General features: G+C 52.3%; 11 protein-coding genes. All 11 read right to left on the minus strand.

Going from position 1 to position 12,154, the window contains the following annotated elements; genetic code table 11:
• Window positions 1-62 precede the first annotated feature (62 nt).
• Entirely contained in the window at window positions 63-884 is an 822-nt protein-coding gene (locus BUB27_RS06675) for a DUF4198 domain-containing protein (protein WP_143158790.1), read from the minus strand.
• Window positions 881-1,423, minus strand: coding sequence for a DUF2271 domain-containing protein (locus BUB27_RS06680; RefSeq protein WP_143158791.1), 543 nt, complete (start codon window positions 1,421-1,423; stop codon window positions 881-883). Before BUB27_RS06680 ends, BUB27_RS06675 begins: the two co-directional genes overlap by 4 nt.
• 6 nt (window positions 1,424-1,429) lie before the next feature.
• Window positions 1,430-2,095: a PepSY-associated TM helix domain-containing protein gene (locus BUB27_RS06685; RefSeq protein ID WP_143158792.1), complete on the minus strand. Its 666-nt coding sequence runs from the start codon at window positions 2,093-2,095 to the stop codon at window positions 1,430-1,432.
• A gap of 149 nt (window positions 2,096-2,244) precedes the next feature.
• The gene (locus BUB27_RS06690; protein WP_159434841.1) at window positions 2,245-4,944 is read right to left on the minus strand and encodes an RCC1 domain-containing protein; all 2,700 of its coding nucleotides are present in this window, start codon (window positions 4,942-4,944) and stop codon (window positions 2,245-2,247) included.
• Between the two features lie 333 nt (window positions 4,945-5,277).
• Window positions 5,278-6,513 carry a 16S rRNA (cytosine(967)-C(5))-methyltransferase RsmB gene (gene rsmB, locus BUB27_RS06695; protein ID WP_143158794.1) on the minus strand — a complete coding sequence of 412 codons (1,236 nt, stop codon included), beginning with the start codon at window positions 6,511-6,513 and terminating at the stop codon, window positions 5,278-5,280.
• Window positions 6,514-6,558: 45 nt separating this feature from the next.
• On the minus strand, window positions 6,559-6,759 hold the full coding sequence (gene thiS / locus BUB27_RS06700) for a sulfur carrier protein ThiS (protein ID WP_143158795.1): 201 nt from the start codon (window positions 6,757-6,759) through the stop codon (window positions 6,559-6,561).
• A 16-nt stretch (window positions 6,760-6,775) separates the two neighbouring features.
• Window positions 6,776-7,912 carry a 2-iminoacetate synthase ThiH gene (gene thiH / locus BUB27_RS06705; RefSeq protein WP_143158796.1) on the minus strand — a complete coding sequence of 379 codons (1,137 nt, stop codon included), beginning with the start codon at window positions 7,910-7,912 and terminating at the stop codon, window positions 6,776-6,778.
• Window positions 7,913-8,051: 139 nt separating this feature from the next.
• Window positions 8,052-8,492, minus strand: a complete 441-nt coding sequence (locus BUB27_RS06710; RefSeq protein ID WP_143158797.1) for a hypothetical protein — start codon at window positions 8,490-8,492, stop codon at window positions 8,052-8,054.
• A gap of 8 nt (window positions 8,493-8,500) precedes the next feature.
• Window positions 8,501-9,376: an indole-3-glycerol phosphate synthase TrpC gene (trpC, locus tag BUB27_RS06715; protein ID WP_234991695.1), complete on the minus strand. Its 876-nt coding sequence runs from the start codon at window positions 9,374-9,376 to the stop codon at window positions 8,501-8,503.
• 6 nt (window positions 9,377-9,382) lie between these two features.
• A complete protein-coding gene (locus tag BUB27_RS06720) occupies window positions 9,383-10,528 on the minus strand; it encodes a TMEM43 family protein (protein WP_159434842.1) in 1,146 nt (381 codons plus the stop codon).
• 109 nt (window positions 10,529-10,637) lie between these two features.
• Complete coding sequence (locus BUB27_RS06725; protein ID WP_234991696.1) at window positions 10,638-12,143, minus strand: DUF1501 domain-containing protein; 1,506 nt, start codon at window positions 12,141-12,143, stop codon at window positions 10,638-10,640.
• Window positions 12,144-12,154: the final 11 nt, after the last annotated feature.

Here is a 12,154-nt window from a genome sequence, read left to right on the forward strand (position 1 = left end):
GTTTTTACAATGAGTTCTGATTAAGGGCAGGTCTCACTGCCTGCCCTTAAGGGGGGGCAAGCCTACTCAGGCAGAACCTCAAAAGTAGCAGCGTATGAAGCGCGCTTGCTAAATGGGACTCCCTCAATCTCTCCGCCTTCTTCGCTCACAGATGTTTCAAGCCAGTAGCGACCAGCCTCTTTCCAGGTAATTGAGAATTCACCTTTTTCATTGGTCTTCACGCTTGTTTCACCTGCATCGTTTCGGAAGCGGTCATTACCTTTGATGATAGCGACTTCTACGTTAGCGGCTGGTTTGCCGTTGAGGTGCAGGGTGAAGGTGGTCTCTTCGCCGGAAAAAAGATCGTTGGGATGCGTGGTGGTAAAAACGATTTCGAGTCCTTTGCCCGTTGGCTTCAGTGCAGTCTTGCTCGGTTGGCCGCTAGTCACAAATGTTTCTACTCGGGAGAAACTTTCGGATACTCGAATGCCATCTTTGTTCTGTAGCCCAGCCTTTTGAAATTCTTCAGGAGTACCGCGCCAGCGCTTGCGTTCCTCGCCTTCTTTCCAGAACGCTCCAAAGCCGCCTCGTGTGGCTGCGATGCGGTAGGTGCCTTCTTGAGCGAGTTCCAAGTCAAAGGTAGAGCGGAATTTGCCTTCGGACCCATTCTGGATTTCTACCTTCTTGCCATCTGGGGCGATGGCCTCAATGGAATCCAAACTGGTAGCCCGGTGATTGGGGAAGAAGAGGTTGTTGGAGACAGCGGCATCGAAGGTAACCCAAGGTGTGTCACCTGAGAGAACCGTGGTGGAGGGTAGGATCCAAGCGCGGTGTGCTAGGGCTGGCTGTGTAGCTGAGGCTAACAGAAGGGCTATGGGGATGGTGTGTCGAATAATGGATTTCATGATTTCGGTTCGTTAGATGTTTCTTTTGAGACTGTGGTTGTGGTGATATTGAGCGTGACTTCTCCAAGTTCAGAATTGCCTTTGCCAGAGATGCTAACAGCTGTCTTGCCGTCCCACTTGAATGGAATTTTTACAAGCTCACGGCCTCCGACTTCGCGCGCGGCTTCAACCACCAGCGTGTATTCACCCTCTGCGAGAGGGGGAAGGTTTTCGGAGCTAGTAGAGATGTCATGTTTTCCAGCGGGCTTAGTCGGACTACTTACGCCATCCATGGGCATCTCTGAGCTACGGCCCACTTTGCGCCACCATTGGCGCAGGTCTTTGAGCCATTTCTCGCCACGGCCTTCCTTCATCTCTGTGTCGTACCAGACCGCTAAATTAAGTGTGGGCTTGCGATCTGGGGACTCAATCCAAGCCGCGACATAGGGGCGATGGTATTCCGCTACATTGAGGCGTGGAATTTCTACGTTTACCTGGATTTCAGCGGCTTGAGCGGTGGCCGCTATGCCTGGAGCTAAGAGCAAGAGTTTTGGATTCATAGGTATCTAATGGATAAAGAAGAGAATAAGAATGAGGGGGATAAGAATGCCGGCGATCACGACCGGCCAGGTAGTCGGTCGGCGTTTGGCGTGGACAAAAAGCAGACCCAGACCAGTGAGGCAGAAAATGACGCAGGCAGCGGAAAAGATATCCAGGAACCACGACCAGGCTGCACCAGTGTGTCTCCCTTTATGTAAATCGTTCAAAAATGAGAGAGTGCCGCGATCTGTCAGCTCGTAAGTGACTTCATGGGTTTCGCGATCGATTAAAAGCCAGGCATCTCCTCCGGGACGGGGGAGACTCAGATAGATCTCATACTCACTCCACTCGGCTTCTTTCTTTTTGAGTGGGGTTCCGAGCTCTTTGGTCAGCCATTTGGCCAGATCATCAGGCAGGGGAGCTTTGAAATCATCCTCACCTTTCAGGGATACTGTAGACCGTAATTCACTCGGTACTTGCAAGGTTTTCTCGGTGACCTTCGGCTCGACCTTGATGTCTGCGGCATGATTCAGAGTGATCCCTGTCACCGCAAAGAGCAGCATCGCTGCTAGGCAAATAGCACTGCTAACCCAGTGCCAAAGATAAAATTGTTTCGTCCAGAAGGCTTTGCGGCGGTTTTTCTTCCGGCGTACTTGCTGGCTTTGTTCACTGGTTGACTCTTCCTCTTTCATCTCACGTAGGGACGCGAGTCATTGGAAGTTCACTCCTTAATCTCGCTGTTGAGACTAGGTCTCATTATCAATAGCGAGAGTCAACGCGAAAAAGCCCCGATGATGCATTGAGAAGCGAGATGGACAGAAATTGACCTAAAACATCCCGCTTATGGCAAGGTAATGCGTACCCTACCAAAGCCTGTGCCTGAACCATTTGGGTCGATCGCTTTCTCTATCGTTACCTTTTCCCAGGTGCCATCAATACTATCAACCATGGTAGTGCCAGTCATTGCCTGATAGGATTGCAGGTTACTGGAAAATTCCGGGTTATAGATGAGACTGGAATTCTTGCGCCTGAGGAACTCGAGACGGAATACCATACCTGCTTCTGTCTCCACGGTGCTGAAATGAGGTAAGCCACTGGTACCAGCGTTTGGCTCTAGCGTGTGATTCGCATATGATGAGAGATCCATGTTTGACGACCACTTGAGTAAGTTGGATATTCCATCAACAAAGGGAACGGAGGTGATCTCTAGATCGTCTCCGCTAAGACCTGCCGCTAACATATCGGTGGTCAGGTTGTCATAAGTCTGCTGACCTGATGGGCCGAATTGGTAGAAGGTTGAGTTTGAGAAGGCATTACTGGCAATAGAGGTTACTGGTATACTCATCTGGTGGAGATGGTGTTGCCCGTTTCTGGTGTCACCCCAGGTAATTATTGAGCCATCACCCTTGAGCGCTACAGAGTGATATTGACCTGCCGCAATGCTGATCACATTAGTGAGGCCTGATGGTATATCAGATTGGCCATACGTATTATTTCCCCAGGCATAGACAAAACCATCTTCTGAGAGAGCCAGGGTGTGGGACGCGCCACATGCAATTTCTTTGATGGGGGGGAGGTCTAGAGGTACGTCGTTCTGGCCTGAGCTGTTCTCCCCCCATGCGATCACTGATTTATCTGTCAGCAGGGCAGCAGCATGAGAGCTGCTGGAAGAGACTGAGGTAACAGGCCCAATTGATTCAGGAATATTTGAAACGATAGGGTTGGCCGGATCGCCCCAGACTCTCAAAGTTTGATCTGGTTTGACGACCAGACTGACGTCATCGCCTACTGCTACAGAGATTGCTCCATCAACATCATTGGGGATGGTCGCTATATCATAGTTATCGCGACCCCATGCGGAGAGTGATTGATCCTCGCCAATGGCTAATCCATGCTTGCGGCTGATGGCTGCTGAGTGAACAGAGTTCTCAGGTGCAGCATTGATTGGATCAAACAAACCTCCCCAAGTATGGGTAGTTCCATCTTCTTCCACCACGGTGACATGCTCCCCTCCAGCTGCTACCTGAACAGCGTTGGTGATCTCAGGGTGCTCTATGAGAGTATCTCCAATAATAGAGACAACCGTGCCGTCAAGTCGTCTAGCTATCGCTAAATCGGCGCCAGTGCAGGCATCAACCTCTACGAAATTCTGAGTTCCTGCAAATGTAGTCAATGTTCTGGTCGTGCCACTGGCGTACCATCTTACGAGGGTGTTATCTGACCGAATGGCGAAAAATAGAAAGCCTGTACCCACTGCATCGATACATTCACCTAACCCATCGGGTAAAACTGCTGTTGTAGAGGAACTGGTTCCAGCATTACCCCAAGTCACTACAGTATTATCATTCTTGATAGCTATTTGTTCGTACCAGGTACAAGCGACCTTTTTGACATCAGTCAGGCCTGCAGGAGGCCTATCACCTGATGATAGCCAACCTATATGAGTAAGGGTGCCATCAGTGTGAATAGCATAGCCTCTATAGCCGCCAAGAGCTACATCTTTACAAGGTTTGAGATCAGCAGGCAGAGTTCTGATAAATCGGTTTTGTGGCCACAATGCGAGCTCTCCATTTTCTCGTACGGCGATGACATTGTCCCATTTAGCCTTTAGCTTGATAGCGTCCGAAATATTGGGAGGAAGACTATTGTCTCCTCCATAATAACTGCCAAAACTCGACAGTGTTCCATCAGCATTGATGACATGCGTGGCATACCTTGAGGCTGCTACAGCTTTTGGTGAAGGAATATTAGTTGGGATCGTATGCTGATCGGCTAGAGCAGTGAGGTTTGATCTGAGTTTGCCACCATATTGAATGGAGGCGTTATGACTACCAGCATTACATGCCCAGAGTGATCTGTTGAGTATGACTGGGGGGACTCCGAAGCCATAAAACGAATAACTTCCATCATTGAACTGGATAAAGGCGGTAGAACCATAGGTGGTGGCATGGGCTACATTGGTCAGATCATTCAGCTCTTCTATATATTTGCCGCCCCAAGCGACAACCGATCCATCATTCTTAATGGCCAGAGCTAGACCATTACTGATGGAAATAGCTTCAATATCACTTAAATCCGAAGGGGGATCTGAAACCGCGCTCGAACCGGTATTCGTCGCAAGATGTGTTAGGGTGCCATCTTCATGGAGGAAAAAATGATCGATACCCGTGGTGAGAACTTGGCAAATGTTCGTTAAGTTTACCGGGAGATCAAGTAGCTCTCCTGTGTCAGCTTTCCAGCCGACCACAGTCTTGTCGCTAAGTAGTGCGAGCCTGTATCCGCTGGCCGCGCTGAAATCTGTGACTGAGTTGGTAAATGTGGGAATGGTTGCAGATGGGTTTCCTAGGTAATCCCATTCAAGAATCTGTCCATTCTCACTGAGGGCCACTGTACTTGTGTCGTCTACGATCAGCTTGGAGAGTAGTGGCGGCGTGGGTGGAGCATTGAAATTCACAGCGGAGTCTCCCCAAGCAACGATATCACCTGACTGTAGTTGTGCTACTGCCAGGCTTGAGCCTAGAGCGAAGCATCTTGGATTCACTAAGCTTGGCGGTAGTGCATTAAGGCCTGTGTTGTTAGTAGTGCCCCATGATACGAACTCTCCATTTTCCAGTTGTGCTAAGTAACGTCCATTACCGCTTACTGCGACCTTTTTAATCGGGAGGTATGATGTAGGTTTGTGAGTCGAGGAAAATTCTGGCGACACATACCCGGAAAATGTCCATTGATCAGCAAACAGATTAGAGGTGCTGGATGCAAGGACACAGGATAAAATTGAAAAACGGAATAGCCTGGTAGATTTGAGAGCAATCAACTTCACGAGACATTACCTAGTGGCTGAAATCTCAGTCAGCAAGTAAACAATGAAGGTAAATCACTTGAGCTGTATGAGTGCAGCATACGCGCCGTCAGTGCCTTGTGCCTGAGGAGTGATGACTTCCTCTTTGCTGAGAGAGAGCTCGGGGTGATTGTTGAGGAAGCTTTGAATGAGCTTGGTGTTTTCCTCGGAGTCGATGGAGCAGGTGGAGTAAACGAGTCTTCCGCCGGGCTTGAGGCAGGCGAGGGCGTTTTCCAGAATACTGGTCTGGAGGGGAATGAGGGACTCGATGTTCTCCGGCTTGATGCGCCAGCGGGCATCGATGCGTTTACGCAATACTCCCGTGTTGGAGCAAGGAACGTCCAGGAGGATGGCGTCGAAGTGCTGGTGCCATTTGGCCGGTGCAGGTTTGGACCAGTCGTGGGCCTCAGTGGTGGCGATGTCGATTCCAGCTCGGGTGAGATTTCCAAAAAGGCGAGGAAGGCGGCGCTCATTGGAGTCGGTGCAGAGCAGGGAGCCTTGGTTTTTCATGGCTGCGGCGATCTGGGTGGACTTGCCTCCAGGGGCGGCGCAGGCATCGAGGACGGTTTCACCAGCCTGAGGTGCGAGGAGCTCGACGGCGTGCATGGTGGCTGGGTCCTGAATGTAGATGAAGCCTTCATTGATCCAGTCGCGCGGGGGAAGGCCTTGAGAAGTGTAGAAGCTCGGGTGTCCCTCCAGTGGCTTGGCTTTGCTGGAGATAGAAACGATTTCTTCAGCCTCCGGCTTGAGGGCATTAGTGCGGAAAATGGTCTGGGATGGTTGCTGGTTCCACTCTAGCAGCTTGAGCGTGTCCGCTTCGCCGAATTCTTGAGTCCATTTTTCAACCAGCCAATCAGGGTGTGAGTAGCGGATCGCAGGAGGGAGGGTTTCAATCTCAGCGAGAAGGGAATCACGCTGACGGATGACATTGCGCAGGATGGCATTGATGAGGCCACGGATGCCTTTGCGGGCGGAGTTGACTGTTTCGTTTACCGCTGCGTGGTCTGGCAGCTTCATGATGAGAAGCTGGAGTACTCCGACACGGAGATGACAACGGGTCTGGATATCCAGTGAGCCGTCGCGAAGCTTTCCAATCCAATGATCTAACAAACGCTTGTGGCGGATGCAGCCAATGACCAGTGCATTGAGGAGGTTGCGGTCCTCCGGGCTGAGTCCGTGATCCTCGGCGGCGTGCTGGACGAGGGTTTCAGCATAGGTGTGGCCGTCTTCCCATTGTTCCAGGGCTTCTGCGGCGATTCGTCGAATGTTCATGCGGTTTGCTAGAGAGATTGGTTGGGGTAGGAAAAGGTCAGGTGTTTAGCCGCCTGCAGCAATGGTGATGATTTCCACCTGATCGTTGTCTGCCAGCTGCGTGCTGTCGTAGTCACGCGGGAATAGAGCGGTGTGGTTGTGCTCTACGACAACGGGTTTGCCTTCCAGACCGAGGGACTTGAGGAGCTCGCTGATGGTGGAGGCGCTATCCAGTGAATGCGGTTTGCCGTTGAGGGTGATACTCATGGTTCAGGTAGATAGTTTAAGTGTTAGCGAGAATGGATTCATCCCAGTCTTTCCAGACGGGTTCGTAGCCCTGAGCCTGGAGTGCGGCGGCCACCTCTGCAGGGCCACGTTCATCACTGATTTTGAATTGCTCTGTGGCGCGCTGACAAGGGGAGGATTCCTCCAGTTCAACGCGGCGGCCTTTGACGGTCAGGTGAAGGTCATCGTGCCCTGCGCCCGTGTAACCACCCGGCTCGGTACGGGCACCGGCAGACATGTGGGTGACGCCGAGCTGGATGAGAGAATTTCTCAGCTGGGCTGGTTCGCGGGTGCTGAGAACGATGCCTACCTGTGGGAAGCAGATGCGGAAGGCGGCGATGAGCTGTACGAGGGTGCGGTCATCGAGGAACAGATCTGGATTCGGCGTGTACTGGTAGTTGCCTGCATAGGGGCGCATGCGTGGGAAGGCGACAGAGAAAGATGCCTTCCAGCAATGCTTGTAAAGGTACTCAAGGTGCGCGGCGAGAGCCATGGCTTCTTCTTTCCATGGAGCGAGACCAAAGAGGGCTCCGATGCCTATGCGGCGGAAGCCACCCGCGTAGGCGCGCTCAGGGCAGGCCATGCGCCATTCGAATTTTTTCTTCGGGCCGGCAGTGTGAAGCTTGGTGTAGACGTCCTTCACATAGGTCTCTTGGTACACGATGAGACCTTCGCCGCCGTGGTCTACGATTTCCTTGTACTGGTGGTCTTCCATCGGGCCGACCTCGATGGCGACGGTGGGGATGAAAGATTTGATGGCGTCGATACATTCCTGCAGGTAGCCATCGGATACAAATTTCGGGTGCTCGCCCGCGACGAGGAGAATGTTTCGGAAGCCGAGAGAGTGCAGGTGCTTGGCCTCGGTGACTACCTGCTCCACGGTGAGCGTGGTGCGGAGAATGGGATTGTCCCGAGAGAAGCCGCAGTAGGTACAGTTGTTGACGCACTCGTTGGAAACATAGAGTGGCGCGAAGAGACGCATCGTCTTGCCGAAATGCCTGCGGGTGATGCGCTGGGATTCGGCGGCCATGGCCTCGAGTTGCTCATTGCTGGCGGGGGCGATCAGTCGCTCAAACTTCTGCAGGAGCGGTGATTTGTGGGCGAGGGCGTCTGAAAATGTGTCTGGGAAACTCAAGTTCGTTATTCGTTATTTGGTATTCGTGAAGTGGGGTAATGCGGCTCTGGGGAGCCGATCGCTCATAATCGGCGGGAGCCTTTTGCCACAGATTCACCAGATTTTATACTGATTTTTGCGCCTGTGTGCATTCCGTTCTTCACTTGATGTGTGCCGGGTACTCTTTGGCACCCGCAAAGTAAGGTTCCAAGAGCTTTGACGCGGAGCTGACCTCAATGGATTGGCCCTCGGTGATCTGGATGAGAATGTTCAGATCATGGAAATTGCTGGCGAGGGTTTTGAGAATGTCGCAGTCCTTCTTGATGGTGGATTTCAGTTTCGGGTGCTGCTCAAGTTGCCGGTGGATCTGGATGATGAGACCAATGAGTGTAGCGGCATCGCGCTTGTTGAGGCGGTGGTTGATGTCCGGGATCTTGACTGTCTCCAGGTAGCCAGAGAAATCGTTGTTCTCGGTGATCAATTCAGCGGGGGGAAGCTTGATTTGGACGGTGAGAGGCTGACGCTTTTCTTGAGAAAAGGCCGAGCTTGTTGATAGCAGAGCTATACAAGAAAACAGCAGTGCGGAACCAAGCCTCGTCATCTCTCAATTTATGCCTCGATTATCTCAGGATCATTGGGAGACGCGACGAGTTCCAAGTAATGCGGGATGGTCTCTGATGGGGAGTTGTCGCGCATCAGGGATTCGCCGACGAGGATGGCATTGGCGCCGGCGTTGAGCACGCGCTGGGCGTCGGCCGGAGACTTGATACCGGACTCGGAAACGAGGAGGACATCATCCGGGACTTCATCCACGAGTTGTTCGGTGATGCCGAGGTCGGTGGTGAAGGTCTTGAGGTTGCGGTTGTTGATGCCGACGAGGTCGACCTTATCCAGATCGAGGGCGCGTTCCATTTCCTGCAGGTTGTGAACCTCGACGAGGACGTCGAGCTGGAAGTCGCGGGCGGTACCGTAGAGGCGCTTGAGCTCTTCGTCGTTAAGACCTGCTACGATGAGAAGGATGGCGTCTGCTCCGGCGACGACGGCTTCGTAGATCTGGACTTCGTGGACGGTGAAGTCTTTGCGGAGAAGCGGAATCGGGGATTCCTTGGTAATACGGGAAAGATAGGAAAGGTGACCCTGGAAGTATTTTTCATCGGTCAGGATGGACATGCAGGAGGCGCCTCCATCGATGTACATGCGGGCCTGACGCACAGGGTCAAAATTGGGGTCGATGATGCCTGCGGAGGGGGAGGCTTTCTTTACTTCGGCAATGATGCCGAGCTGGTCAGGGCCGCGGTCGAGAGCGGAGCGGAAACCACGAAAATCATTGCGCTCAAGAGCAGCTGCTTTGAGTTTCTGGAGGCGTGGCAGGACGGATTCGATTTCCTGCCTCTTGTAGTTCATGATTTCGGTGAGCTTGTCCACAAGGCGGACTTTGGAGACAGCAAGTGAACTTTCAAGTTTGAAGTTTACTTGCTGTCTCATAAAAGTTCACGCTCTCGCTTTTTTGAGCTTCACGATCAGCAAGACGAAGAATCCAACCGCGAGCACGATGAGAGGGATGCCGATCAGAGGGCGGTAGAAAATCCAGGCGACCGCGATGGTGCAGAGGGAGAGAGGCAAGGAGAGAAGAAAGGCGATAATGCTAGTGCCAGCGCCCACGATGCTGCCAGCTAAGGGGATGACGTCGGCAATGACGGAGAGTGGGGCGAACAAAAGGCCAAAGCCAATCCACATTACAATAAAGCCTACCGCTCTGAGCACCCAGGTCATGACCTTGTTGCTCTGATGGGCGGCCTCGAACATGGCGGCGGCCGATTGGTTACCATGAACCAGCATGTTGATCTTCCCACCGGCATCGGCGGTGTAGGACTCGAAGCTCTGGTCTTTTTGTTTAGAAATGATAGAAATTTCTCCGGGGGTGACGACGCTGTAGCTGATACGTAGGTCTCCCAGAGCTGGATTACTTGGATCAGCACCTAGGTAGATGTTCTGGTCGCTGACCGTCACTTTCTTACCGACGATTGTTTCTGGCATCGGTCCCACTGGTTTGATGGGGAGAGGAGTGAAATCGCTGAGTTTTGATTTCAGGGAATCCGAGAGGGTGAAGCCCCCAACGGTGATGGGATCGGCAGTCAGGCTCTGGGATTGCTCAGCAGCCATGGGGTTCTTGTATTCCGCTGACTTGTGAAAGCTAGATGAGTCTATGCGACCTTCATGCCAGACTTTGTTGTAGGAGTAGGTGGTGATGGTTTCCTCACTGCCGCCGAGTTTTTTCTTGGTTTCAGTTTTTTCATCCTCCTGCCACTGGTACATTTCCACAGTTCTCTTGAGCACGAGAGCTTGAGTGCTGATATTGTATTTCTCATCCTTGAGGACCTGCTCTGTAGTCGCTTCACCTGTCAGGTGGACGAGTTTGCCATTATTGGCGGAATCCGGCGTCGTACTTGTGAGTGAGACCACTTCATTGGATCCCTGGTCCAGGCTTTTTCTGGTCTTCACTGCGCGGCCTTCATTCCAGAACAGCAGAGGAAATGAAATGACGATGAGGAGGAGACCAAAGAGGATCCCTTTGATGGAATCACCAATTCTGCTGAACCATCCTGTGGTAGTAGAGGTAGTAAAAGTATCCGACATAACCAAGTCTCTAACCAGAAACTCGTCAGAGATACAGACCTTTTCGGGCATAAAAAAGCCACTGGAGGTGTCCAGTGGCTTGGGATCGTAGTATTGGGAGGTTAGTTAATTATCCGTGGCCCTTCTTGGCCATGTGGGACGAATGGAGAATGTCGGTGACGACTCTTGCTGGTTCGACCCCTGTGAGCTTGTTTTCAAGGCCCTGATAGAGATAAGAGAACTTGTGGAAGTCCAGACCGCAGCGCTCCAAGATAGTCGCATGGAGGTCACGTACGTGTACCTTCTGATCAGGCGTAACGATATTGAAGGAATATTCGTCTGTTTCACCATAGGTCATGCCGCCTTTGACGCCTGCACCTGCAAGCCAGAGGGAGAAAGCACGAGGATGGTGGTCACGTCCGTAGTTCTTATCTGTGAGCTGCCCCTGGGAATAAACTGTACGGCCAAACTCACCACCAAAGACAACCAGCGTGTCTTCGAGCAGACCGCGTTGCTTAAGGTCCTGAATGAGACCGTAGCAAGCCTGGTCCACATCCTTACACTGAGAGGAGATATCGCGAGGCAGGTTGCCGTGCTGATCCCAGCCGCGGTGGAAAATCTGAGTGAAGCGTACGCCACGCTCCGCGAGGCGGCGAGCCATGAGAGCACAGTAGGCAAAGGAGCCTGCTTTCTTGGAGTCTGGGCCGTAGAGCTCGTAGGTGGCCTCGGATTCCTCAGACATGTCGGTGAGTTCAGGCACTGACATTTGCATGCGGTAGGCCATTTCGTATTGCTCGATGCGGGTCTGAATTTCAGGGTCACCGACGTTTTCGAGCGTCTTTTGGTTGAGGTTGGAGAGGCCATCTAGCATGGAGCGGCGCATGTCCCTGTCGATACCTGGTGCATCTTTCAGGAAAAGCACAGGGTCGCCACTGGAGCGTAGGTTGACCCCAGCGTGCTTACCAGGAAGGAAGCCGGAACCCCAGAGACGGGAGGAAATAGCCTGCACGTTCGCATAGGGTGATGAATGCTGGGCATGGAGTACACAGAACGTTGGCAGGTCATTATTCAATGAGCCCAGACCATAGGATAGCCATGAGCCCATGGAGGCCTTACCTGACTGCATGGAGCCTGTATAGATAAGCTGGTTGGCAGGCTCATGGTTAATGGCATCCGTGTGCATGGATTTGATGATGCAGAGGTCATCAACCATTTTTCCTGTCCAAGGAAGGAGGTCGGACACCCAGGTGCCAGATTCACCGTATTGTTTGAAGTCAACGAATGATGGGGCCACTGGGAACTTGGTCTGGCCAGCAGTCATGCCAGTCAGGCGCTGCCCGGACTTCACGAGGAAGTCTTTGATGTCCTTCTTGAATTCCTTTTGTAGGTGGGGTTTGTAATCGAAGGTTTCAAATTGGGATGGAGCGCCAATCAGGGAAATATAGATGACTCTCTTGGCTTTTGGGGCGAAATGGCTGTTACCGGTGGCTTTCTCAATCGCACCCATGACCTCTTTCGGGAGCAGAGAGGTGAGGGCAGCAGCACCCAGTCCCATCGCGTTCTGGCGGAAGAATTGCCTGCGGGAGAGCGAGTTGTTGTGGAGATCCACAGCTTTGAAGATGTCAGTAAAGTTCATGACAATAAGAA

Origin of the sequence: Rubritalea squalenifaciens DSM 18772, from assembly GCF_900141815.1 — a bacterium.
Taxonomy (GTDB): domain Bacteria; phylum Verrucomicrobiota; class Verrucomicrobiia; order Verrucomicrobiales; family Akkermansiaceae; genus Rubritalea; species Rubritalea squalenifaciens.

What these genes read in the sequence shown, in the direction of transcription:
- BUB27_RS06675 (WP_143158790.1), bottom strand. Translation starts at nt 884, where the DNA reads ATGAAATCCATTATTCGACACACCATCCCCATAGCCCTTCTGTTAGCC.
- BUB27_RS06680 (WP_143158791.1), bottom strand. Translation starts at nt 1,423, where the DNA reads ATGAATCCAAAACTCTTGCTCTTAGCTCCAGGCATAGCGGCCACCGCT.
- BUB27_RS06685 (WP_143158792.1), bottom strand. Translation starts at nt 2,095, where the DNA reads ATGAAAGAGGAAGAGTCAACCAGTGAACAAAGCCAGCAAGTACGCCGG.
- rsmB (WP_143158794.1), bottom strand. Translation starts at nt 6,513, where the DNA reads ATGAACATTCGACGAATCGCCGCAGAAGCCCTGGAACAATGGGAAGAC.
- thiS (WP_143158795.1), bottom strand. Translation starts at nt 6,759, where the DNA reads ATGAGTATCACCCTCAACGGCAAACCGCATTCACTGGATAGCGCCTCC.
- BUB27_RS06710 (WP_143158797.1), bottom strand. Translation starts at nt 8,492, where the DNA reads ATGACGAGGCTTGGTTCCGCACTGCTGTTTTCTTGTATAGCTCTGCTA.
- trpC (WP_234991695.1), bottom strand. Translation starts at nt 9,376, where the DNA reads ATGAGACAGCAAGTAAACTTCAAACTTGAAAGTTCACTTGCTGTCTCC.
- BUB27_RS06720 (WP_159434842.1), bottom strand. Translation starts at nt 10,528, where the DNA reads ATGTCGGATACTTTTACTACCTCTACTACCACAGGATGGTTCAGCAGA.
- BUB27_RS06725 (WP_234991696.1), bottom strand. Translation starts at nt 12,143, where the DNA reads ATGAACTTTACTGACATCTTCAAAGCTGTGGATCTCCACAACAACTCG.